Here is a 22,971-nt window from a genome sequence, read left to right as displayed (position 1 = left end):
ACTGCTGCCATGCCGACGCTAGAGACCAAGCTGAACCCCCGCGCAGAAGACTTCAAGGCCAACGCCGATGCCATGCGCGCGCTCGTCGCCGACTTGCGCGACAAGGTTGCGCGCATCGCCCAGGGCGGCGGCGAAGACGCCCGCGCCAAGCACCTCGCGCGCGGCAAGCTCCTGCCGCGCGACCGCGTGCAGCAACTGCTCGACCCCGGCACGCCGTTCCTGGAGTTCTCGCAACTGGCGGCGTATGGCATGTACGACGACGCCGCGCCGGGCGCCGGCATCATCACCGGCATCGGCCGCATCTCGGGGCAGGAATGCGTGATCGTCTGCAACGACGCCACGGTCAAGGGCGGCACGTATTACCCGATGACGGTGAAGAAGCATCTGCGCGCGCAGGAGATTGCCGAGCAGAACCACCTGCCCTGCGTCTACCTGGTCGATTCGGGCGGCGCCAACCTGCCGAACCAGGACGACGTGTTTCCCGACCGCGACCACTTCGGCCGCATCTTCTACAACCAGGCCAACCTGTCATCGAAGGGCATTCCACAGATCGCGGTGGTGATGGGCTCGTGCACGGCGGGAGGCGCGTATGTGCCGGCCATGAGTGATGAGTCGATCATCGTCAAGGAACAGGGGACGATCTTCCTGGCAGGCCCGCCGCTGGTGAAGGCCGCGACCGGCGAAGTGGTGAGTGCCGAAGACCTGGGCGGCGCCGATGTACATACGCGGCTGTCCGGCGTGGCGGATTACTTCGCCAACAACGATTCGCACGCGTTGGCGCAAGCCCGAAGCATCGTCGCGCACCTGAACCGCCGCAAGCCGGAGCAGGTGCAGATTCATGCGCCGGTCGAACCGCGCTACGCAGCCGAAGAACTCTACGGCGTGATCCCGACCGACACGCGCAAGCCGTTCGACGTGCGCGAAGTCATCGCCCGCATCGTCGACGATTCCGCCTTTGACGAATTCAAGGCGCGCTACGGCACGACGCTGGTCTGCGGCTTTGCGCGCATCTGGGGCTACCCGGTCGGCATCATCGCCAACAACGGCATTCTGTTTTCCGAGGCTGCGTTGAAGGGCGCGCACTTCATCGAGCTGTGCTGTCAGCGCAAGATCCCGCTGGTGTTCCTGCAGAACATCACGGGCTTCATGGTGGGCCGCAAGTACGAAAACGAAGGCATCGCCAAGAACGGCGCGAAAATGGTGACGGCCGTGGCAACGGCGCAGGTGCCCAAGTTCACGGTCATCATCGGCGGCTCGTTTGGCGCGGGCAATTACGGCATGTGCGGCCGGGCGTATTCGCCGCGCTTCCTGTGGATGTGGCCGAACGCGCGCATCTCCGTGATGGGCGGCGAACAGGCCGCAAGCGTGCTCGCCACCGTGCGCCGCGACGGCATCGAAGCCAAGGGCGGCCAGTGGAGCGCGGACGAAGAAGCGGCCTTCAAGGCGCCGATCCGCGACCAATATGAGCGCCAGGGCCATCCGTATTACGCCAGCGCACGCCTGTGGGACGACGGCGTGATCGACCCTGCCGACACGCGCAGCGTGCTGGGCCTCGGGCTGTCAGCCAGCCTGAACGCACCGATCGGCGACATGAACTTCGGCGTGTTCCGCATGTAAGCGGGCCGCCCATCGAACAGGGATCTGCAGTGAACAGCAACACCGCGCGAGCGTGGCGCAGCGCCTTGGCAGCCGTTGGCTGCGCGCTGCTGCTTGCGGCCGCGCATGCGAGTGAAACGGCGCCGCCGGGCATCAGCGAGACCATCGTGGAGGTGCCCAAGTCTGCGGGCATCTTCACCGTCAAGCTGGAGACGACCGTCTACAAGCCGGCCGGCGACGGGCCCTTCCCGCTCATCGTGCTCAATCATGGCAAGGCGCGCGGCAAGGCCGCATTCCAATCGCGTGCCCGTTACAGCGAGCAGGCTGCGGCGCTGGTCGCGCGTGGCTATGTGGTCGCCATTCCGATGCGGCAGGGGTTTTCCAAATCCGGCGGCGCGTATATCGGCAGCGGTTGCAACGTGGAAGCCAACGGCATCGTCCAGGCCGAAGACGTGGTGGCCGCACTCGACTACATGACCGCGCAGCCGTACGTGGACCGCAACCGCATCGTCGTCATGGGCCAGTCGCATGGCGGCCTGACCACCCTGGCCTTCGGCACCATCGCCTACCCTGGCGTGCGTGGGCTCGTGAACTTCGCCGGCGGCCTGCGCAACGACACCTGTGTCGATTGGGAAGACAACCTCGTGCGCGCCTTTGAGACGTACGGCCGCCAGGCACGCTACCCTTCGCTCTGGTTCTACGGCGACAACGACAGCTACTGGCCCAAGCCGATGCCCGACAGGATGTTCGCCGCCTACACCGCTGCCGGCGGCAAAGGCCGGCTGGTGGATTTCGGCAACTTCAAGAGCGACTCGCACGGCATGTTCGCAAGCCACGCGGGGTTGCGCATCTGGCTGCCGCAGGTCGACGCCTTCCTGCGCGAACTCGGTCTGCCCGCAGGCCCGGTGCAAGCGGAGGCGCCGGGCGGCAACGCAGAAACCTCCGGCGCCGACGACCCCAAAGCCGACACCAACAAGGACCCCGAATGAACGCTTTCGAGACCCTCGACTTCGCGCAGCACGGCGCCGTCACCACGCTCACGCTGAACCGGCCCGACGTGCGCAACGCCTTCAACGAAACGGTCATCGCCGAACTGACCGGCGCGTTCCGCGCGCTGGCAGCCGAGCCAAGCGTGCGCGCCATCGTCCTGTCCGGCAACGGCCCTGCGTTCTGCGCGGGCGCCGACCTGAACTGGATGAAGAAGATGGCCGGCTACTCGGATGACGAAAACCGCGCCGACGCCCTGCGCCTGGCCGAGATGCTGCGCGCCATCTACACCTGTCCCAAGCCTGTGATCGCGCGCGTGCAGGGCGACACGTATGCCGGCGGCGTCGGCCTGGTCGCCGCGTGCGACATCGTCGTCGCTGTCGACACGGCCAACTTCTGCCTGTCGGAAGCGAAGCTCGGCTTGATCCCGGCCACCATCAGCCCATACGTGATCCGCGCGCTGGGCGAGCAGGCATCGCGCCGCTACTTCATCACCGCAGAACGCTTTTCCGCTGCCGAAGCGCATCACCTTGGCCTCGTGCATGAGCTGGTGAGCGCAGATGCCCTTGACGCGAAGGTGGCCGACATCACTGCCGCGCTGGTCGCCAACAGCCCGAACGCCGTGCGTGAGAGCAAGCGCCTCGTGCGCGAGGTGTCCGGTGCCGCGATCAACGACGCCCTGCTGGCCGACACCGCTGAACGCATCGCCGCCATTCGCGCTTCGGAAGAAGGCCGCGAAGGCGTGCAAAGTTTCCTGGGCAAGCGCAAGCCGAACTGGCTGCTGCCGGCCTGACCCGCATAACAACGAAACCACGCATCACTCGAAGGAAGTCCTCATGCAATCCACTCCGCTCAACTTCGTGCCGAACGCCGCCAAGGTGCCGCCCACGCCCGGGCAGAATCCCAACGCCCGCTGGAGCCGCGAAGCCATCGAAGCGCTGTTCGCGCTGCCGTTCAACGACCTGCTGTTCCAGGCGCAGCAGGTGCACCGCGCCAACTTTGATGCGAATGCCGTGCAGCTCTCGACCCTGCTGTCCATCAAGACCGGCGGCTGCCCCGAAGACTGCTCGTACTGCCCGCAATCGGCGCGCTACGACACCGGTGTCGAGGCTGAAAAGCTGATGCCGATTGACGAAGTGCTGGAAGCCGCCTCGCGCGCCAAGCAAAACGGCGCGAGCCGCTTCTGCATGGGCGCCGCCTGGCGCAACCCCAAGCCGCATCAGCTCGACGCCGTGGCCGACATGGTGCGCGGCGTGAAGGCGATGGGGCTGGAGACGTGCGTGACACTCGGCATGCTCAAGCAGGAACAGGCTGCGCAGTTGAAGGAGGCGGGCCTGGATTACTACAACCACAACCTCGACACCGCCCCCGAGTTCTACGGCGAGATCATCACCACGCGCACGTACCAGGACCGGCTCGATACGCTCGAGCACGTGCGTGACGCCGGCATCAACGTGTGCTGCGGCGGCATCGTCGGGCTGGGGGAATCGGTGCACGAGCGCGCGGGCCTGATCGCCGAATTGGCGAATATGGAGCCGTATCCGGACTCGGTGCCCATCAACAACCTGGTGAAGGTGGAAGGCACGCCGCTGGCGGGCAACGAAGAACTGGACCCGTTTGATTTCGTGCGCACGATTGCCGTAGCGCGGATCACGATGCCCAAGGCGATGGTGCGGCTCTCCGCTGGCCGCGAGGCGATGGGCGATGCCTTGCAGGCGCTGTGCTTCATGGCGGGTGCCAACTCGATCTTCTATGGCGAGAAGCTGCTGACGACGGACAACCCGGAGGCGGATGCGGATCGGAAGCTGCTGGCGCGGTTGGGGATGCGGGTGGACGTGCAGGATCATCTGCATCAAAGCGCTGATGCTTCGCACTCGCATTCGTCGCATTGCCATATCGACATTACGCCTGCGGACTGATGGGTTTTGTGGGAGGTGGTTTTTGTTTTTTGTGTTGGTGGTCTGCCTCCCTTTCGTCCCCTGCCGGGGCCGACTCACTTTCTTTGTCTTGCCAAAGAAAGTAAGCAAAGAAAGGCGCGCCCGAGATGGCGAAAGATTCCTTGAATTTATGTCGCAGAGAGGGAGAGGAGGCAAACTCGCTTCGCTCAAACAGCCTCCTCTCTTTTTCCTCTCTGCAACAGAAATTCAAGGCGCCATCTAGGGCGAGGTACGGCCACACCATCGCAGTGCAAAGGCAGTGGTGGGTACGCGGCAAGACGCGGAGCGAAGCAAACGGCAACAAGCAACAGCAACAGCAACAAACAAGCGCCTGACAGAGCATGCACCCCAACGGTTTGGCCGTTGACGTTCCTGCCCTTGATGGCGCCTTGAATTTTCGTAAGCGGGCGGAAACAAGACGGGAAACTGTCTGAGCGAAGCGAGTTTTTCCCGTCTCCGCCCGGTTACGAAAATTCAAGGAGGGGGTCGCCATCTCGGGCGCGCCTTTCTTTGGTTACTTTCTTTGGCAAGACAAAGAAAGTGACTCAGCCCCGGCAGGGGATGAAACAGGAGATGCACCACAAGTGCAAAAGACGCAGAACACCGGAGACAAACACCAAATGATCACCAAGCTCCTCATCGCCAACCGAGGCGAAATCGCCTGCCGAGTCGCCGCCACCTGCCGCAAGCTCGGCATCCGCACGGTCGCGGTCTACTCCGATGCCGACGCCAACGCCCGCCACGTCGCGGCCTGCGACGAAGCCATCCACATCGGTGAGCCCGCCGCCCGCGACAGCTACCTGCGCGCCGACCGCATCCTCGAAGCCGCACGCGCAACGGGCGCCCAGGCCATCCACCCCGGCTACGGCTTCCTGTCGGAAAACGAAGCCTTTGCCAAGGCCTGTGCAGACGCCGGCATCATCTTCGTCGGCCCGCCGGCCCCGGCCATCGAAGCGATGGGCAGCAAGAGCGCGGCCAAGGCACTGATGGAGAAGGCCGGCGTGCCACTCGTCCCGGGTTACCACGGCGACAACCAGGACGCAGGATTCCTGCGCACGCAGGCCGATCGCATCGGCTACCCGGTGCTCATCAAGGCGAGCGCGGGCGGCGGCGGCAAGGGCATGCGCGTGGTCGAATCGGGCGATGCGTTCGAAGCCTCGCTGGCCTCGGTCAAGCGTGAGGCATCGTCAAGCTTTGGCGACGACCGCGTGCTCATCGAGAAGTACCTCACGCGCCCGCGCCACATTGAAATCCAGGTGTTTGCCGACAGCTTCGGCGACGCCGTCTATCTGTTCGAGCGCGACTGCTCGGTGCAGCGCCGCCACCAGAAGGTGCTGGAAGAAGCCCCCGCCCCGGGCATGACGCTGGACCGCCGCCGCGCGATGGGCGAAGCCGCCGTGGCGGCCGCACGCGCCGTGGGCTACGTGGGTGCCGGCACGGTCGAGTTCATCGTCGATGAAGACGGCACGTTCTACTTCATGGAGATGAACACGCGCCTGCAGGTCGAGCACCCGGTCACCGAAATGATCACGGGTGAAGACCTCGTCGAATGGCAATTGCGCGTGGCCTCCGGGGAGCCGCTACCGCGCGCGCAAGACGAGTTGCACATCCACGGCCACGCGCTGGAAGCACGCATCTACGCAGAAAACCCGGAGCGCGATTTTCTGCCGTCCATCGGCACGCTGAAGGTGTTGCGCACGCCGGCAGCGGTGGAATTTACCGTGGGCGCGCAGGCCAATGGCGAACCTGCCGCCGTGCGCATCGACGCGGGCGTGCGGGAGGGCGATGCCATCAGCCCCTATTACGATCCGATGATCGCCAAGCTCATCGTCTGGGGCCGTGACCGTGAAGAAGCGCTGGCGCGCATGCTGCAGGCGCTGGGCAGCTTCCGCCTGGTGGGGCTGTCGTCCAACGTGGCGTTCCTGCGCCGGCTTGTTGCATCGAAGCCGTTTGCGACCGCCGATCTGGATACCGGCCTGATCGCCCGCAATCACGACACGCTGTTCCCCGCCGCACCGGACGTGCCGCAAGACGCCATCGCCCTGGCCGTGGCTGCGCTGCTCGCCCGCGAGGCACGCAGCCTGCGCACCGATACGCGCGATCCGCATTCGCCGTGGGCGCGCGGCAGCGGCTGGCGGCTGAACGGTGCCGCTGAACGCACGCTGCGTTTCACGCATGGCGAACAGGCCATTGACGCCACGCTCGTCTACGGCCGCGACGGCTCGTGGTTGAAGACCAGCGGCAGCGAAGCGCCCTTCACCTCGCAGCGCCATGCCGAGACCTTCACCGTTGCGCTCGGTTCGCACAAGGCGACCGGCCAGGTGCATGTGGACGGCGACACGTTCCACGTCTTCACGGGCGGCGCGCACTGGACACTCGAGCGCCACGACCCGCTCGCCCATGCCGGCGAGGCCGACGACGAAGGCGGCAAGCTGACGGCGCCGATGCCCGGCAAGGTCATCGCCGTGCTGGCCGCCCCGGGGCAAACCGTCACCAAGGGCGCACCGCTGGTCGTCATGGAGGCCATGAAGATGGAGCACACGCTCACGGCACCTGCCGACGGCGTCGTCGAATCCGTGCTGTACGGCGTGGGCGATCAGGTGACGGAAGGCGTGCAGTTGCTGGCGTTCAAGCCCGCCGAATGAAGCCCAAGGGGGCTGCCACACGCCTTGGCGGCCCCTGCTACACTGCTTGACGTATACGTCAATCACCCGCATTGAAGTCGCCCCACATGCACATCCAGATCTACACGCCCGACGGCAAGCCCCAACCCTGGCTCGACGGTTTCGCGCAGGCACTTCCTGAGGCACGCCTGTCGGTGTGGGAGCAAGGCGCAGTGCAGGACGCCGACTACGCCGTGGTCTGGCAGCCGCCCGCCGACATGCTGCGCGATCGCCGCGATTTGCGCGCCGTGTTCAACCTCGGCGCGGGCGTCGATGCCATCCTGGGCCTGCGTGCGCAAGCGCCCGATGCCATCCTCGAAGGCCTGCCGATCGTGCGGCTGGACGACGCCGGCATGGCCGCGCAGATGGGCGAATACGTCACGCACGCCGTCCTGCGCTTCTTCCGCCGGCTCGATGAATACGAGCGCCAGCAGCAAGCGAAGATGTGGCGCTTCCTCAAGCCGTTCAACCGCGATGAGTTTGTCGTCGGCGTGCTGGGCCTCGGCGTGCTCGGTACGCACATCGCCAGGACGCTGGCGGGCTTCGGCTTTCCGGTGCGCGGCTGGAGCCGCTCCGCCAAGCACGTCGAGGGCGTAGATTGCCGCTCAGGCAGCGATGCCCTGCCCGGCTTCCTCGCCGGCACGCGCGTGCTGGTGAACGTGCTGCCGCTGACGGCAGACACCGAAAACGTGATCGACGCGAAACTGCTCGCGCAACTCGCACCGGGCGCATTCGTCGTCAACGTGGCGCGCGGTAAGCATGTCGTGGAAGACGACCTGCTGGCCGCCGTGCGCAGCGGCCACATTGCCGGCGCCGCGCTCGACGTATTCCGCACCGAGCCGCTGCCCGCCGACCACCCTTTCTGGACCGAACCGCGCATCCACATCACGCCGCACATTTCGGCGCTGACGCTGCGCGAGGTCAGCATTGCCCAGATCGCGCGCAAGATCCGAGCGCTGGAAGCAGGCGAGCCGATTGCCGGCATCGTCGATCTGCAACGAGGGTACTGAGATGAGCATTCCGAATTTTGTGAAGGTGGTCGAGGTCGGCCCGCGCGATGGTCTGCAGAACGAGAAGGCACCGGTCTCCACCGACACCAAGGTCGAACTGGTGAACCGGCTGTCCGAGGCCGGTTTTGTGAATGTGGAGGCGGCGTCGTTCGTGTCGCCCAAATGGGTGCCGGCGATGGCTGATGGCGCCGACGTGATGGCACGCATCCAGCGCCGGCCGGGCACGCTGTACTCGGTGCTCACGCCCAACATGAAGGGTTTCGAAGGCGCTGCTGCAGCGGGTGCGGACGAGATCGTGATCTTCAGCGCCGCCAGCGAGGCCTTTGCGCAGAAGAACATCAACTGCACGATCGCCGAATCGATCGAACGCTTTGTGCCGGTGGCCAAGGCCGCCAAGGATGCGGGCATTCGCGTGCGCGGGTCGATCTCGTGTTCGCTGGGCTGCCCGTATCAGGGCGAGGTGCCGGTGTCGTCGGTGGTGGACGTCATCAAGCGCATGGCCGACCTCGGTTGCGACGAGATCGACATTGCCGACACCATCGGCGTGGGCACGGCCGGGCAGGTGAAAACCGTGATGGAAGCCGCCGCGGCGACGTTCCCGATCGACCGCCTCTCAGGCCATTTCCATGACACGTACGGCCAGGCACTGGCCAACATCCTCGCCAGCCTGGAAGTCGGCATCGCGATCTTCCACGCCTCGGTGGCCGGGCTGGGCGGCTGCCCGTATGCCAAGGGCGCGACCGGCAATGTCGCCACCGAAGACGTGCTGTACCTGCTGCACGGCCTCGGCATCCGCACCGGCATCGACCTGGACAAGGTGGTGCTGGCGGGTGACTTCATCTCGCAGGCCATCGGCCGCCCGACTGCCTCGCGTGCGGGCCGCGCGCTGCTGCTCAAGCTGCAGGACCAGATCGCCCAGGCCTGCATCTGAACCCCCATCAAGAACAACGACGATGACCGCGACCGATACGAACGCCCCGCTGCCTGAATCCGCCCAACGCGTGGCCGACCACCTCCGTACGCTCGGCTATGAGAAGGCCATCGTAATGCTGCCGGCCACCGGCAAGACCTCCGCTGAAGCGGCTGCTGGGCTCGGCTGTTCGGTGGCGGAGATCGCCAAGTCGATCATCTTCCGCCGTGCGAAAGACGACGTGCCGGTACTGGTGATCGCCAGCGGCACCAATCGTGTCGACGAGGCAAAGGTTTCAGCGCACGTGGGCGCGCTGGCCAAGGCCGATGCGAAGTTCGTACGCGAGAAGACCGGTTACGCCATCGGCGGCGTGTGTCCGGTCGGCCATGCGGTCAAGCCTGTGATGCTGCTCGACCAAGACCTGTTCCAATACGACAGCGTGTGGGCCGCGGCCGGCCACCCGCATGCCGTGTTCAACCTGACGCCTGCCGAACTGGAAGCCATGACCGGCGCGCCTGTGGCCGACATCGCCCTGCGCGACTGATCGAACACACATGGACCACTGCACCCGCGCGCAATTGAAGCGCTCGCTCGGCAAGCTGCGCAATAGCCGCGCGCAGGCCGAGCGCGCCCAGCCAGTGGCATCGCCGTGCATCAGCGTGTGCAAGATGGACGACGCGCGCGGCTTGTGTATCGGCTGCATGCGCACCATCGACGAAATTGCCGCGTGGTCGACCATGGACGACACCGCCCGCCTGACCGTGTGGAAAACCTTGCCCGAGCGCGCCTGCGCCTGGCTCAACGACGCGTCCTGCGCCTGAGCACCCATCACAATGGCCGAACACGACATCGTCACCTTGCCTGATTCGATGCGCGTGTTCGAGCGCGGCTGGCTGTCGTCCAACAACATCCTGTTCTTCGATGACGAAGCGCATGGCGGCTGCGCGCTGGTGGACACCGGCTACCTCACGCACGCGGCGCAAACCGTGGCGCTTGTGCAGCACGCGCTGCAAAGCAGGCCGCTGCGCCGGCTGCTGAATACGCATCTGCACTCGGACCACTGCGGCGGCAATGCTGCGCTGCAGGCCCTCTACGGCAGTCACACGCGCGTACCGGCCGCGCAGATCGACGACGTGCGCCGCTGGGATACCGACGCCCTCAGCTACGGCCCCACTGGCCAGCAATGCGCACGCTTTGCGTTGCCTGACAGCGATGCCGACGCAGGCCTGGCCGACGGCATGACGGCGCGACTGGGCGGCTTCGACTGGCAGGTCATCAGCGCACCCGGGCACGACCCGCACGCGGTCATCCTGTTCAGCCCGGACACGCGCGTGCTGATCTCTGCCGATGCGTTGTGGGAACGCGGCTTTGGCGTGATCTTTCCCGAGCTGGAAGGCGAGAGCGGCTTTGCCGAACAGCAGGCCATTCTTGAGCGCATCGCGCAGCTCGACGCGCGCATGGTCATTCCCGGACACGGCCGGCCGTTCACCAACGTCAACGCCGCGATTGACGCTTCGTTGGGGCGGCTGGCCTATCTGCGTGCAGACCCCGAGCGCAACGCGCTGCACGCCATCCGCGTGCTGGTGAAGTTCAAGCTGCTGGAGCAGCAGGCGCTGTCGCGCGACGCGCTGTTCGCGTGGTTCACGCAGACGACGTTGATGCCGCGCTTGCAAGCGCGCTTCTTCGCGAGCCAATCGATGGAAGCGTTGCTGGATGCCGCGATTGCCGCGCTGGTCAAGGCCGGTGCCGCCACCGTCGAACACGGCAGCATCCTGAACCGCGATTGACGTGCCGCGCGGTGGCGATGCCCCGCTACAATGCAGCGACGTTTCTTCTCTCCGCTTGGGCATGCCGAAAGCCGCCACATCCGCTCCGCCGGAATCCGTCACCGAAGCCGCCACTGAAGCCGAAACACCGCGCCGCAAGCGCGGCCGCCCCGCGCAGGATGCCAACGAGGGCTTGCGCCGCGCGCTGATCGAGCAATCGGCCCGACTGTTCCGCGAGAAGGGCTACGGCAACACCACGGTGCGCGACATTGCGGCGGCCACGGGCGTGCATGCGGGCAGCTGGTTCTACTACTTCAAGACCAAGCAGGACATCCTGCAAGCCGTGATCGAGCATGGTCTGACCGTCGCGCTGGCGGATATCGAAGCCATCGATATCGAAGACCTGCCCCCGCGCGAGGCGATGCGCCAGCTCGTGCGCGCACACCTCCATACGCTGCTCGCACCGAACCAGGATTTCATTCCGGTGATGCTGTACGAGTGGCGCTCGCTCGACGCACAGGCGCAGGAACGCATCATCGCGCTCAAGGACCGGTATGAAGGCATCTGGACGCGCGTGATCGACCGTCTGCACGCCTCCGGCGAGTGGGCACAACCAACACCTGTTGACCGCCTGCTGATGTTCGGCGCACTCAACTGGACGGCGCAGTGGTATCAGGCGGGCGCCGGCATCAGCATCGACGCACTGGCCGATCAGGCGGTGCTGTTCATCCTGCGTACGCCGCCCCAGCCGGTGGCTTAGTCCACGTTAGCGCGCATCGCCCTCGAACAGCGTCTGGTTGGCGCTGCGCAGCACGTGCTTCTGGATCTTGCCGGTCGCCGTCATGGGCAGCTTGTCGACCACGGCAATGTGCTTGGGCACCTCAAAGCTGCCGAGATGCGCGCGGCAATGCGCCTGCAGCGCGGCGGCATCGGCCTGTGCATCGGGCTTGAGGCAGACGAATGCAGCCACCGCTTCCACCCAGTGCGCGTGCGGCAAGCCGACCACTGCGGCATTCGCCACGTCGGGGTGGCGCAGCAGCACCTCTTCCACCTTGACCGAGGGCACGTTCTCACCGCCGGTCTTGATCATGTCCTTGATGCGGTCCTTGAACTGAAGCTGGCCGTCGGCATCCCACATGCCGAGGTCGCCCGTGTGGTGCCAGCCGAAGCGGCACGCGTTGGCCGTGGCCTGCGGATCCTTGTAGTAGCCGAGCATGACGTTGGGGCCGCGGTGCACGATCTCGCCCAACTGGTTCGGGCCGAGCAGATTGCCTTGATCGTCCATCACCGCTGCTTCGTTCACCATGCACGGCTGTCCCCAATAGTTGCCGGTGCGCTGCAGTTGCTGGTCAGGCGCGAAGTACATCGTCATCGGGAAAATCTCGGTCTGTCCGGAGCCCAGGGCAAAGTTGGGGCACACCTCGGCAATCAGGCGTTCGAGCAGCGGCTTGGCCATCGGCGCCATCGCATAGAGGCACAGGCGCAGGCTTGAGAGATCCCGCTGCGCACGCAGCGGATGGTGCAGTAACGCGGCGTACATGAGCGGCAAGCCGAACAGTTGCGTGATGCGTTCGTTGGCAATCGCGTCGAGCAGCGCCGCCGGGTCAAAGCCGCGCTGGATGACGAGCGTGGCGCCCACCATCATCGCGGACGCGGCCGTTGCAAACTGTGCGCAGTGGAACATCGGCAGCAGGCACGAGAACACGTCGGTTTCGTTCAGATTCAGGCCGGCGACGTTGGACATCAGCGCGGCATGCACCGAGCGGTGCGAGTGCATTGCGCCCTTTGGCCGGCCGGTCGTGCCGCTGGTGTACATGATGAGCGCGAGATCGCGGTCGTCGATCACCACGGCGGGCAGCGTATCGGCGTGGCCTTGCAACGCTTGCTCCACCGTTTGCGGCCCGTCGGCAACCGGTTCACCGAAGCACTGGTGCGCGGGGAGCCCGAGCGCCGACAGCGTGTCACGCAGCGCCGGGTACGGCGCCGCGTCGATCACCACGTGTCGCGCCTCGGCATGTTCAAGGATGTAGCGCACGTCTTCCGGCCCGAGCATCGCATTGATCGGCACCCAAACCAGCCCCGCCTTGAGAATGCCGTACGCAGCCACCAGGAACTGCGCGGAATTCCCACACACCATCGCCACCTTGTCGCCGGGCTTGAGGCCGCTTGCAAGCAGCGCGTGCGCGTAGCGATTGCTGTCTGCGTTAAGTTCGCCATGCGTCATGCGGCGGGCGCCATCGACCAGCGCGACCTTCGCGCCGAACTTGCGCGCACTGCGATGCAACGTATCGCCCAACGTCACCCGGTTCAGCAGGTTGGCTTCAAGCGCGGTGTCTGGCGTGGCTTCGGACATGGGACGTCTCCTAAGGACTGCATTGACTGCATTGACTGCATTGACCGCATGAACAGCACGACAAAACGATGGGATCAGGACGGCAGTGCAGCCGTTAGGCCGCGGCAATCTCCATCAGCAACCCACCAGGCGCAACCTGGGCCCCGACCTGGGTGAACAGCCCCTTCACCTCGCCAGCGAGCGGCGCGGCAATGCTGTGCTCCATCTTCATCGCCTCGACCACCAGCAGCACCTGACCGGCGCTGACGGCCTCGCCTTCGGCCACGTGTACGGCAACCACGCGACCGTTCATCGGTGCACTGATGCGGCCGCTGCCGGTTTGCGCGCCGCTGCGCTCGGCCTTGGCGTAGGTGGTGTCGATGGCGGTGTGTTCGATGCCATTCAGCACGAAGTGGCAAGCGCCGGCCGTGACGGCGTAATCCACCGCGTGGAATGTGTCGCCCAGCACCAGCGTGATGCGCCCTTCGCCCCCAGACACAAGCGCCACCTGCGTGGCACCGCCGTCCCAGGTCACCTCCCATTGCTGCGCACCGAGCGCACGCACGCGCATGTCGATGACTTCACCGTCGAGCGTGAAGCGGCACAGCGTGGGATACGTGCGGCTGCTGGCCCAGCCATGCAGCTCTGCGGGATAGCGGCGTGCGGCGTCCTGGCGCAGGTACGTGATCAGCACGGCAGCGGCCTGGCAGACCGCGGCGTCGGGTACGGGCGCCTGCCGCGTCGCCGCCGGGAAATGGCGGTCGATGAACGCCGTCGACACATCGCCGGCAAGAAACGCCGGATGCGCCAAGCAGTCGCGCAGAAACGCCCGGTTGGTGGGCAACCCAAGCAGCAGGCAATCGTCCAAGGCGTGCGCAAGACGCCGGCAGGCATCGGCGCGGTCGGTGCCGTGCGCGACGATCTTGGCGAGCATCGAATCGTAGTACGGCGAGACGACAAGCCCGTCGGCCAACGCATGGTCCGTGCGCACGTCTCCGGGTGCACGCCAGCGCGCGACGGTGCCGCTTTGCGGCAGGAAATTCTGCTGCGGGTCTTCTGCGCACAGACGCACTTCGATGGCGTGGCCGCCTTGTGCACGGCGGGCGTCGATGGCGTCTTGCGCAAGCGGCAACGGCTCGCGCAGCGCCACGCGCAACTGCCACTCGACCAGATCGACGCCGACGATCGCTTCAGTCACCGCATGCTCGACTTGCAGGCGCGTGTTCATTTCCATGAAGTAGAACGCGCCGTCCGGGGCGAGCAGAAACTCCAGCGTGCCCGCACCCACGTAGCCGATCGCGCGCGCCGCCGCCACCGACACCGCGCCCATGCGCGCGCGCAACTCGGGCGATACGGCTGGTGACGGCGATTCTTCAATCACCTTCTGATGCCGGCGCTGCACCGAGCAATCGCGCTCGCCCAGGTGAACCACGTTGCCATGCGTATCGGCAAAGACTTGAATCTCGATGTGGCGCGGCTCGACGATGGCTTTCTCGAGGATCAACTCGCCCGAGCCAAACGCGTTCTCCGCTTCGGAGCGGGCAGACTGCAGCGCCGCCGCTAACGCCTCGGGCCGGTCTACGCGCCGCATGCCGCGCCCGCCACCGCCAGCGGCCGCCTTGATCATCACCGGGTAGCCGATGCGCGCCGCTTCGTCCGCCATGCGTGTGGCGGATTGGTCCTCGCCCTGATAACCGGGCACGCACGGCACGCCGGCCGCTTCCATGAGGCGCTTGGCGCCAGCCTTGTTGCCCATCGCTCGGATGGCCCCCGCAGGTGGCCCGATGAAGACCAGGCCGGCATCCGCGCATGCGCCGGCAAAGGCATCGCTCTCTGCAAGGAAGCCGTAACCCGGATGGACCGCCTGCGCACCCGACTTGCGCGCGGCCTCCAGCAACGCCGCAACGTTCAGGTACGACGCCTGCGGTTGCGACGCGCCGATCGGCAACGCCAGATCGGCCGCGCGGCAATGCGGCGCATCGCGGTCAGCGTCGGAATACACGGCAACGGTGCGCATGCCAAGGCGACGCGCCGTGCGCATGATGCGCAAAGCGATCTCGCCCCGGTTGGCGATGAGGACCGAGCGGAAGGCGGCATGCGGGGCGGCCATCGTTCAGCCCTTCTTGCCCGGCAGCGTGTTCATGTATTTGCAGATGATGCCGAGCATCACCTCGTCCGCGCCGCCGCCAATGGAGCCCAGGCGCCCATCGCGGTAATAGCGCGAGACCGGGTTGTCCCACGTGAAGCCCATGCCGCCCCAGAACTGCAGGCAGGCATCGGGCACGATGCGCGCGAGGCGCCCGGCCTTGAGCTTGGCCATCGATGCCAGCTCCGTCACGTCCTGCCCTTGGATGTACAAGTCGCAGGCGCGATACGTGAGCGCGCGCAGCGCTTCCACCTCCGTCTTCAGCTCGGCCAGCTTGAAGTGCACCCACTGGTTGTCGAGCAGGCTGGCGCCGAAGAGCTTGCGCTCGCGCGCGTACTCGGCGGTGGTCTCGATGCACATCGTCATCGTCGCCAGGCTGCTGGCCGCGGCCCACAGGCGCTCTTCCTGGAACTGCAGCATCTGGTACGTAAAGCCCTTGCCTTCCTCGCCGATGCGGTAGCGCTGCGGCACGCGCACATCGTCAAAGTAGATAAGGCCGGTGTCCGACGAGTTCATGCCGATCTTGCGGATCTTCTTGCCGACCGACACGCCCTTCGTGTTCATCGGCACGATGATGAGCGACTTGTTGCGGTGGGCGGGGTCGTCCGACGTATTGGCCAGCAGGCACATCCAGTCGGCCTGCAGGCTGTTGGTGATCCACATCTTGCTGCCGTTGATGATGTAGTCGTCGCCGTCCTTGCGCGCAGTGGTCTTGATGCTCGCCACGTCGGAGCCCGCGCTCGGTTCCGATACGCCCACGCAGGCCACCGCATCGCCGCTGATGGCGGGGGCGAGAAACTGTGCGCGCAGTTCGTCCGAACCGAAGCGTGCGAGCGCGGGCGTGGCCATGTCGGTCTGCACACCAATCGCCATCGGTACGCCGCCGCAGTGGATGTGCCCGAGCGTCTCGGCCATCGCCATCGCATACGAATAGTCGAGGCCCAGGCCGCCAAACTCGGTCGGCTTGGCGATGCCGAGAAAGCCCAGCTCGCCCATCTTCTTGAAGAGCTGCTTGGCGGGGAACATCTCCGCTGCTTCCCATTCGTCCACGTATGGGTTGATGTCGCTGTCGATGAAGCGTTTCAGGTTGCGCTGCAGTTCCTGGTGCTCGTGCGTGAAGTGCATGGTGTCTCGCTCCGTTGTCCTGGTGTGCTGGCTGTTTCGTGTATGGATTTCGGGATGGCGCTACGGGCGCGCAACGCCAAACTGGATCGGATGCAGCGTTCGCCTGCGCGCCTCGTCGCAGACGGAGAGCACGCAGGCGAGCACCTTGCGCGTATCGCGCGGGTCGATCACGCCGTCGTCCAGCAGCCGGCCCGAAATGGTGAACGCGTCGGACTGCCGCTCGAAGGTGTCGATGACCTTGGCGCGCATCGCTTCGATGGCGTCGTGGTCGACGGTCTGGGTCTTGCGTTGCATGCTCGCGGCCATCACCGTCGCCATCGTGCCGGCGGCCTGCTCTGCGCCCATCACGGCCGTCTTGGCGTTGGGCCAACTGAAGCAGAAATCCGGAAAGAAGCCGCGCCCCGACATGCCGTAGTTGCCCGCCCCGAACGACGCACCGCAATGCACGGTGATGCGCGGCACGGTGGCGTTGGCCATGGCCTGGATCATCTTCGAGCCGTGCTTGATCATGCCGGCCTGCTCCGACGCCTTGCCGACGATGAAGCCGGTGGTGTTTTGCAGATACAGCAGCGGCGTGCCCGACTGGCAGCACGCCTGGATGAAGTGCACCACCTTGGTGGCGCCCGCCGGGTCCAGCGGCCCGTTGTTCGTGATGACCCCAACGCGCATACCGCAGATGGCCGCGTGCCCGGTGACGGTGCCAGGGCCGTAGTCGGGCTTGAACTCCAGGAAGTCCGACCCGTCGGCAATGCGGGCAATCACCTCGCGCATGTCGAGCGGTTTGCGATGATCGGTCAGCGCAATGCCAAGCAGTTCTTCCGCATCAAAGCGCGGCGGCGCGTATGGTCTGTCCGGTGCCGGCACATCACGGTTCCAGTCGAGCGCGGCAACAAGTTCGCGTGCAATGCGCAATGCATCGGCATCGTCTTCGGCCAGGTATTCGGCCAGGCCCGAAGTGGTGGCGTGCATCTCGGCACCGCCCAGTTCCTCTTCGGTGGCGATCTCGCCCGTGGCCGCTTTCAGCAGCGGCGGGCCGGCGAGGAACGCGCGCGCCCGGTCGCGCACCATCACCACGTAGTCCGACAGGCCCGGCATGTAGGCGCCGCCCGCCGTGCTGGACCCATGCACCACGCTGATCACCGGAATGCCCGCCGCCGACAGCCGCGCGAGCCAGTAAAAGCCGCTGCCGCCGTGGATGAATGTCTCCACGCGATACGTCAGCAGGTTGGCGCCGGCCGATTCGACAAGGTGGATGAACGGCAGCTTCTGCTCCAGCGCAATGGCCTGCGCGCGCTGGAACTTCTCGATGCCCATCGGCTGCACGGCCCCTGCGTCGATGCCCGCGTCGTCGACGATGATCATCGCGCGCACACCGCTCACCCAGCCGATGCCTGCGATGAAGCCTCCCCCGGGAATCGAGCGCGTCGGGTCTGCGTGGTCGAGGCAAAAGCCCGCCAGCGTGGATAGCTCAAGAAACGGCGCGCCGGCGTCGAGCAGGCGGCCCAGCCGGTCGCGCGGCAGCAGTTGCCCGCGCTGCTCGAAGCGGGCGCGCGAGGCTTCGGACTTGTCGCGCGTGCGGTCTTCCAGCGCGCGCAACCGGCCGACGAGTTCCGTGAGCGCAGCATGGTTCTGCCGATACGCGTCGCTCTGCGGCACGATCCGCGATTCAAGTGCCGGCATGGCGGTCCTCCTCGCCTTGCAGCACCTTGGGCGTCACGGCCAGGTGGAAGCCGTTGAACGGCTCGGCACCATGGCGCGGAGCCGGCATGGGCGAACCGGGCCGCACGTTCGGGCGGCCGCCGTCCACGCGCAACGTCGTGCCGGTAATGAACGCAGCGGCTTCCGAGAGCAGATACACGATGGCCGAAGACACTTCCGCCTCGGTGGCAAAGCGACCAAGCGGCACGGTCGAAGGCATGCTGCGGATGGTCTCGGCCATCCACGGCGGATACGCATCCATGCCCGACGACGCCACGTAGCCCGGCGCCACCGCGTTCACGCGCACGCCGTACTGCGCCCACTCGAACGCGGCCGTCTCCGTGAAGTTGACCATGCCCGCACGCGCCGCACCGGAGTGGCCCATGTTCGGCATACCGCCCCACATGTCGGCCACGATGCTGACGATGGCGCCACCGCGCTGCTGCATCGCCTGGTTCAGGCACTCGCGTGCCATCAAAAAGCCGCCCGTCAGGTTTGTCTGCACGACGGCTTCCCAGCCCTTGGCGGAAATGTCCTTGAGCGGCGCCGGAAACTGCCCGCCCGCGTTGTTGACCAGCGCATCGATGCAGCCGTGCGCGCCGTAGATCTGCGCAACGGTCGCTTGCACGGCATCCTCGTCGCGGATGTTGCAAACGTAGGTGTGCGCGGTGCCGCCGGCTTCAACGATCTCCGTGCGCACCGCCGCGAGCTTCTCGGCATTGCGCCCCACCAACGCGACCGCCGCGCCCAGCGACGCCAACTCATGCGCCGTGCATCGGCCGATGCCGCTGCCGCCACCCGTCACCACGGCCACTTGGCCCTGGAACAGCCCCGGTCGAAAGACTGAGCGATACATGGTGTTCTCCCTTGAATGCGCGCGTTAGGCCCTTAGACCCAGCCGAGCTGGCGCGCGGCAAGGTCGCTGAGAACTTCCTCCGCCCCGCCGCCGATCATGTAGACCTTCACTTCACGATAGATGCGCTCCGACTTCGTGCCGCGCATGAAGCCCATACCGCCGAGCAGTTGCACGGCCGTGTCCGCGCAGAACTGAAGGCTCTGCGTTGCGAAATTTTTCAGCATGCACAGCTGGGCGACCGGAGAATCGCCGGCCTGCATGCGCCGCATCAGGTCTTCCAGCAACGCCCGGGTGGCTTCGATGCGCGTGGCCATCGCCACCAGCTTCTGACGCGCCACCTGGTGCTGCACGAGGCGCTTGCCGAAGGTCTCGCGCTGGGTGGCCCATTCCACGGCTTCGATCAGACACGTGCGCGCCAGGCCGTAGGCCTGCATCGCCAGCGCGAGGCGTTCGTGGTTGAAGTTGCGCATCACCAACTCGAAACCGTGGTTTTCCTTGCCGAGCAGATTGCCGAGGGGCACGCGGCAATCATCGAAATGCAGTTGCGCGGTGTCGGAGCACCACCAGCCCATTTTCTTGAGCGGTGTGCGCGTCAGACCCGGCGTATCGCCCTCCACCAGCAGCACGGAGATGCCGCCCGCGCCCGCCTCACCGGTGCGCACGGCCACGGTGATGTAATCGGCGCGCATGCCAGACGTGATGAAGATCTTGCTGCCGTTGACGGTGTAGTGATCGCCGTCGCGCACCGCGCGCGTGGCGAGGTTGGCCACGTCCGACCCGCCTGACGGCTCGGTGATGGCGAGCGCGCTGATCTTCTCGCCCGACAGAATCGCCGGCAACACGCGCGCCTTCAGCTCGGCCGATCCGCCTGCAACGATGGGCGGCGCACCGATCGAGTGGCTGAAGAGCGAAGCGAGCAAGCCGCCGCTGGCCGCCCGCGTCAGCTCTTCGATCATTGCCAGTTCAAGAAACAGGTCGCCCGGCGTCCCGCCGTATTCCTCGGGGAAACCGATGCCAAGCAAGCCCAGGTCGGCCGCCTCCCGATACAGCGCACGCGGAAACGTCTCGGCCTCTTCCCACGCCTCGATGTGCGGCAGCACGGCGTTGTCGACGAAGCGGCGCACCGTCTCGCGAAAGGTATCGTGCTCGGCATCGAAGCGGGCAGACGGGAGCAAACCTGAAAGCATGATCGCCTCGTCAATCAAGGGTGGTTGACCGGCACGCGCACCGGCATCGTCAGCAGCACCTGCGCCATGCCCTTGCCGAGCGGATCGTTGCGCAGCGATGCCATGCCGCCACCGCCCAGCGCCTGCTCGCACACGAAGTTGAGGGCGTGGATGCCGGGCAAGTCGTACCGCGTCACACGCCCCTTCACGACGTGCGAGAGGTACGCCGCGACGGCATCTTCCGTCAGTTGCGCGCGCAGCAGCGGCAGGTCTTCGGGCCGACGCGCGATGACGCCGATATTGGAGGTGTCGCCCTTGTCGCCGCTGCGGGCATAGGCGAGTTCGATGAGAGGCACCTCGCGCGTCGGGCCGGGAGGCAATGCAACGGAGGCCTGCACCGCAGCGGATGGTTCAAGCGCGGCGCCACCCGTTGGCACGTCGATGACGATGCTGTCGGCACCCAGCAATGTCACGCGCGCCTGGACCCGCGCTTTGTCGATCAAAAAAGCGTATTGCTTGATGGCAGGCACCACGCTTGGCCGCCCACCTGCGCCCGTCGTGCCGGGCGCCCACGAGGTGCCGGCCGGGGCGATTTCACGCGCGAACAAGTCCAGCGCCTGCTTGTTCGGATGCGTCACCGACAGCCACATCACCGATTCAAACCGCGGCACGATCGGCTGATGCGGCCCGAACAGATACGCCGAGCCGAGCGTCTCGATATGCGTTGCGCTGTAGTCCGGCAGGCCGAGCTGGCGGAACAGGCCGCGCGTGCGCTCCAGAATCGCCTCGGCCGTGCGGCGCGCCTTGCGATCGGCGTCGATGCCGACGACGGTGAGCTGGCCCGTCGCCCGATAGCCATCGGCATACGTTGCGCTCACCTTGTAATCGGGCGTGGGCGCGCGACCGCGTGCGCCACGCACATCGACGCGATGCTCGCCGGCCTGCGTCATCGTCACCTCTGTGAAATCGCAAACGACGTCGGGCAGCGCATAGCGCGCGGGGTCGCCGATTTCGTAGAGCAGCTGTTCGCCCACGGTCGCGGTCGTCACCAGCCCGCCCGTGCCGTCGGGCTTGGTGACGATGAAGCTGCCATCGGCCCGGCATTCGGCGATCGGATAGCCGCTGTGCGCCCAGTCGGGCACGGCTTCCCAATCGGTGTGCAGGCCGCCCGCGCCTTGGCAGCCGCATTCAAGGATGTGTCCGGCGAGGCTGCCAGCAGCGAGTCGATCGTAGTCGTCGATCGCCCAGCCGAAGTGGTGCATCAACGCGCCGAGCGTGACGGCGCTGTCGACGCACCGCCCCGTGATGACAACCTGCGCGCCCGCATCGAGCGCCGCCTTGATCGGCAATGCGCCGAGATACGCATTGGCGCTTACCACCTTGTCGGGCAAGGGGCGACCGCTTTGCAATTCGCGTACACCTTCGTCGCGCAAGGCGGGCAGCAGCGGCATGACGTCGTCGCCTTCCACCACCGCAATGCGCACGCTCACACCCAGTTCATCGGCCAACGCCTGCAGCGCCGCAGCGCATCCGCGCGGGTTCACGCCGCCCGCGTTGGCGATGATGCGGGTGTTCTGCGCCAGCGCATCCTTGAGCACCGCGCGCATCGCCACGCTTACGAAGTCGGTGGCATAGCCCGACTCGGGGTTTTTCATGCGCGCGCTGGCCAGCAGCGACATGGTCAGCTCGGCTAGGTAATCGAAGACGAGAAAGTCGAGACGGCCGGAGGCCACCAACTGCAGCGGACCGGTCACGCTGTCGCCCCAGAAACCGCTGGCTCCGCCAATGGAAATGGTGTCCCTGCGCATGTCAGCGGCCCGTCCAGTTGGGAGCACGCTTTTCCCGAAAGGCGGCTTGGCCCTCCTGCGCGTCTTCGGTCAGGGCGAACAGGCCGATCTGGCTTTCGGTAAACGCCATGGCCTGCTCGAAGCTGAGCGATTCCACCTGCTTGAGCGTGTACAGGCCGCGCCGGATGGCCGACGGCGATTTGTCCCACAACCGTGCAAGCAACGCATCGACGGCCCCATCAAGCGCTTCAGGCTCGGCGACTTCGTTGACGAGGCCCGCGGCGAGTGCGCGGTCTGCGCTCATCGGCTCGCCCGTCAGGCACAACTCGTTCAGCACGCGGCGCGGCAACTGGTGCTGCAGCACGGCCAGCACCTGGGCGGGAAACACGCCGACTTTTACCTCCGGCAAGCCGAACGTGGCGCTGCTGCTAGCCACCGCCAGATCGCACATCGCCAGCAAACCCATGCCGCCCGCCATGCACGCGCCGTTCACGCGGGCGATGAGCGGCACGGTGCAGCGACGCGCCTGGCGAAACAGATCCGCCAGGGCTTGGTACGGCTGGGAATAGTCGAAGCGAAAGGACTGTCCGGTCTGCAGATCCGCGCCGGCACAGAAGGCACGCGTGCCGGTGCCGGTCAGCACCACGGCGCGCACAGAAGTGTTGCGGCTGGCGTCAGCCAATGCAGCTGTGAGCGCTTCAAGCACGGCGGCGCTGATCGCATTGCGGCGATCTTCGCGCTGAATGGTCAACCACAGCGCCTGGCCGCGCCGCTCGATGAGGAGTTCCGGGTCCGTGCTCACGCGATGCTCGCCTGGAAAAGGGATTCGGTTGGACAACCTGCCCGGCAATACTAAATCATTTGATTGAAAAAATGGAAACGTTCGTGTGCGGTAGCTCTCAACAATTTTCTACAGCGGCACGGGGGCCTTCTAACCCCATGATTTATATGACGATCCCGCTGCAGCCGTAAGCAATTCGCCAGCTGAAGCG

19 protein-coding genes are annotated in these 22,971 nt (G+C 66.0%); 11 read left to right on the top strand and 8 right to left on the bottom strand.

From position 1 onward, the window contains the following. The first annotated feature begins 9 nt into the window (after positions 1 to 9). From RP6297_RS00635 to RP6297_RS00585, 11 genes are all read left to right on the top strand, one after another. Positions 10 to 1,617 (top strand): carboxyl transferase domain-containing protein, encoded by a 1,608-nt coding sequence (locus RP6297_RS00635; protein WP_037027753.1) that lies wholly within the window; start codon positions 10 to 12, stop codon positions 1,615 to 1,617. Between the two features lie 29 nt (positions 1,618 to 1,646). Beyond that, positions 1,647 to 2,585 (top strand): dienelactone hydrolase family protein, encoded by a 939-nt coding sequence (locus tag RP6297_RS00630; protein WP_037027750.1) that lies wholly within the window; start codon positions 1,647 to 1,649, stop codon positions 2,583 to 2,585. Continuing rightward, positions 2,582 to 3,376, top strand: a complete 795-nt coding sequence (locus RP6297_RS00625; RefSeq protein WP_037027748.1) for an enoyl-CoA hydratase/isomerase family protein — start codon at positions 2,582 to 2,584, stop codon at positions 3,374 to 3,376. Before RP6297_RS00630 ends, RP6297_RS00625 begins: the two co-directional genes overlap by 4 nt. Before the next feature lie 43 nt (positions 3,377 to 3,419). Beyond that, positions 3,420 to 4,502: a biotin synthase BioB gene (gene bioB / locus RP6297_RS00620; protein WP_037027746.1), complete on the top strand. Its 1,083-nt coding sequence runs from the start codon at positions 3,420 to 3,422 to the stop codon at positions 4,500 to 4,502. Positions 4,503 to 5,140: 638 nt separating this feature from the next. Further along, entirely contained in the window at positions 5,141 to 7,165 is a 2,025-nt protein-coding gene (locus RP6297_RS00615) for an acetyl-CoA carboxylase biotin carboxylase subunit (protein ID WP_037027745.1), read from the top strand. 86 nt (positions 7,166 to 7,251) lie between these two features. Next, on the top strand, positions 7,252 to 8,193 hold the full coding sequence (locus RP6297_RS00610; protein WP_037027743.1) for a 2-hydroxyacid dehydrogenase: 942 nt from the start codon (positions 7,252 to 7,254) through the stop codon (positions 8,191 to 8,193). A 1-nt stretch (position 8,194) separates the two neighbouring features. Continuing rightward, on the top strand, positions 8,195 to 9,124 hold the full coding sequence (locus tag RP6297_RS00605) for a hydroxymethylglutaryl-CoA lyase (protein WP_037027741.1): 930 nt from the start codon (positions 8,195 to 8,197) through the stop codon (positions 9,122 to 9,124). Between the two features lie 22 nt (positions 9,125 to 9,146). Further along, positions 9,147 to 9,647, top strand: a complete 501-nt coding sequence (locus RP6297_RS00600; protein ID WP_037027739.1) for a YbaK/EbsC family protein — start codon at positions 9,147 to 9,149, stop codon at positions 9,645 to 9,647. A 10-nt stretch (positions 9,648 to 9,657) separates the two neighbouring features. Continuing rightward, positions 9,658 to 9,924: a DUF1289 domain-containing protein gene (locus RP6297_RS00595; protein ID WP_037027737.1), complete on the top strand. Its 267-nt coding sequence runs from the start codon at positions 9,658 to 9,660 to the stop codon at positions 9,922 to 9,924. Positions 9,925 to 9,936: 12 nt separating this feature from the next. Continuing rightward, a complete protein-coding gene (locus tag RP6297_RS00590) occupies positions 9,937 to 10,890 on the top strand; it encodes an MBL fold metallo-hydrolase (RefSeq protein WP_037027736.1) in 954 nt (317 codons plus the stop codon). A 61-nt stretch (positions 10,891 to 10,951) separates the two neighbouring features. After that, positions 10,952 to 11,629, top strand: coding sequence for a TetR/AcrR family transcriptional regulator (locus RP6297_RS00585; RefSeq protein ID WP_037027735.1), 678 nt, complete (start codon positions 10,952 to 10,954; stop codon positions 11,627 to 11,629). A 6-nt stretch (positions 11,630 to 11,635) separates the two neighbouring features. Here RP6297_RS00585 and RP6297_RS00580 read toward each other — a convergent pair whose 3' ends face one another. The 8 genes from RP6297_RS00580 to RP6297_RS00545 all read right to left on the bottom strand — a co-directional run bounded on the left by RP6297_RS00580 (position 11,636) and on the right by RP6297_RS00545 (position 22,781). Next, positions 11,636 to 13,222: an AMP-binding protein gene (locus RP6297_RS00580; protein ID WP_037027733.1), complete on the bottom strand. Its 1,587-nt coding sequence runs from the start codon at positions 13,220 to 13,222 to the stop codon at positions 11,636 to 11,638. 94 nt (positions 13,223 to 13,316) lie between these two features. Further along, positions 13,317 to 15,311 (bottom strand): acetyl/propionyl/methylcrotonyl-CoA carboxylase subunit alpha, encoded by a 1,995-nt coding sequence (locus RP6297_RS00575; protein ID WP_037027731.1) that lies wholly within the window; start codon positions 15,309 to 15,311, stop codon positions 13,317 to 13,319. 3 nt (positions 15,312 to 15,314) lie between these two features. Then, complete coding sequence (locus RP6297_RS00570; protein WP_009239266.1) at positions 15,315 to 16,472, bottom strand: acyl-CoA dehydrogenase family protein; 1,158 nt, start codon at positions 16,470 to 16,472, stop codon at positions 15,315 to 15,317. Between the two features lie 60 nt (positions 16,473 to 16,532). Then, positions 16,533 to 18,152: an acyl-CoA carboxylase subunit beta gene (locus RP6297_RS00565; protein ID WP_037027729.1), complete on the bottom strand. Its 1,620-nt coding sequence runs from the start codon at positions 18,150 to 18,152 to the stop codon at positions 16,533 to 16,535. After that, on the bottom strand, positions 18,139 to 19,026 hold the full coding sequence (locus tag RP6297_RS00560; protein ID WP_037027726.1) for an SDR family oxidoreductase: 888 nt from the start codon (positions 19,024 to 19,026) through the stop codon (positions 18,139 to 18,141). The genes RP6297_RS00565 and RP6297_RS00560 overlap by 14 nt, the downstream gene beginning before the upstream one ends. A 32-nt stretch (positions 19,027 to 19,058) precedes the next feature. Next, positions 19,059 to 20,213 (bottom strand): acyl-CoA dehydrogenase family protein, encoded by a 1,155-nt coding sequence (locus RP6297_RS00555; RefSeq protein WP_037028744.1) that lies wholly within the window; start codon positions 20,211 to 20,213, stop codon positions 19,059 to 19,061. A gap of 14 nt (positions 20,214 to 20,227) precedes the next feature. Beyond that, on the bottom strand, positions 20,228 to 22,000 hold the full coding sequence (locus RP6297_RS00550; RefSeq protein WP_037027725.1) for an acyclic terpene utilization AtuA family protein: 1,773 nt from the start codon (positions 21,998 to 22,000) through the stop codon (positions 20,228 to 20,230). Between the two features lies 1 nt (position 22,001). Then, the gene (locus RP6297_RS00545) at positions 22,002 to 22,781 is read right to left on the bottom strand and encodes an enoyl-CoA hydratase/isomerase family protein (RefSeq protein ID WP_037027724.1); all 780 of its coding nucleotides are present in this window, start codon (positions 22,779 to 22,781) and stop codon (positions 22,002 to 22,004) included. Between the last annotated feature and the right edge of the window lie 190 nt (positions 22,782 to 22,971).

Origin of the sequence: Ralstonia pickettii, from assembly GCF_016466415.2 — a bacterium.
In the GTDB taxonomy this organism is placed as follows: Bacteria; Pseudomonadota; Gammaproteobacteria; order Burkholderiales; family Burkholderiaceae; genus Ralstonia; species Ralstonia pickettii.
Note: the sequence above shows the minus strand (reverse complement) of the source record. Positions and strands in the feature narration are given on the sequence as shown.

Bases quoted from the DNA above. Each gene is read 5' to 3' on its own strand.
- RP6297_RS00605 (WP_037027741.1), top strand. From the start codon at position 8,195: ATGAGCATTCCGAATTTTGTGAAGGTGGTCGAGGTCGGCCCGCGCGAT.
- RP6297_RS00580 (WP_037027733.1), bottom strand. From the start codon at position 13,222: ATGTCCGAAGCCACGCCAGACACCGCGCTTGAAGCCAACCTGCTGAAC.
- RP6297_RS00600 (WP_037027739.1), top strand. From the start codon at position 9,147: ATGACCGCGACCGATACGAACGCCCCGCTGCCTGAATCCGCCCAACGC.
- bioB (WP_037027746.1), top strand. From the start codon at position 3,420: ATGCAATCCACTCCGCTCAACTTCGTGCCGAACGCCGCCAAGGTGCCG.
- RP6297_RS00565 (WP_037027729.1), bottom strand. From the start codon at position 18,152: ATGCCGGCACTTGAATCGCGGATCGTGCCGCAGAGCGACGCGTATCGG.
- RP6297_RS00570 (WP_009239266.1), bottom strand. From the start codon at position 16,472: ATGCACTTCACGCACGAGCACCAGGAACTGCAGCGCAACCTGAAACGC.
- RP6297_RS00590 (WP_037027736.1), top strand. From the start codon at position 9,937: ATGGCCGAACACGACATCGTCACCTTGCCTGATTCGATGCGCGTGTTC.
- RP6297_RS00610 (WP_037027743.1), top strand. From the start codon at position 7,252: ATGCACATCCAGATCTACACGCCCGACGGCAAGCCCCAACCCTGGCTC.
- RP6297_RS00635 (WP_037027753.1), top strand. From the start codon at position 10: ATGCCGACGCTAGAGACCAAGCTGAACCCCCGCGCAGAAGACTTCAAG.
- RP6297_RS00595 (WP_037027737.1), top strand. From the start codon at position 9,658: ATGGACCACTGCACCCGCGCGCAATTGAAGCGCTCGCTCGGCAAGCTG.
- RP6297_RS00555 (WP_037028744.1), bottom strand. From the start codon at position 20,213: ATGCTTTCAGGTTTGCTCCCGTCTGCCCGCTTCGATGCCGAGCACGAT.
- RP6297_RS00550 (WP_037027725.1), bottom strand. From the start codon at position 22,000: ATGCGCAGGGACACCATTTCCATTGGCGGAGCCAGCGGTTTCTGGGGC.
- RP6297_RS00615 (WP_037027745.1), top strand. From the start codon at position 5,141: ATGATCACCAAGCTCCTCATCGCCAACCGAGGCGAAATCGCCTGCCGA.
- RP6297_RS00585 (WP_037027735.1), top strand. From the start codon at position 10,952: ATGCCGAAAGCCGCCACATCCGCTCCGCCGGAATCCGTCACCGAAGCC.
- RP6297_RS00625 (WP_037027748.1), top strand. From the start codon at position 2,582: ATGAACGCTTTCGAGACCCTCGACTTCGCGCAGCACGGCGCCGTCACC.
- RP6297_RS00560 (WP_037027726.1), bottom strand. From the start codon at position 19,026: ATGTATCGCTCAGTCTTTCGACCGGGGCTGTTCCAGGGCCAAGTGGCC.
- RP6297_RS00575 (WP_037027731.1), bottom strand. From the start codon at position 15,311: ATGGCCGCCCCGCATGCCGCCTTCCGCTCGGTCCTCATCGCCAACCGG.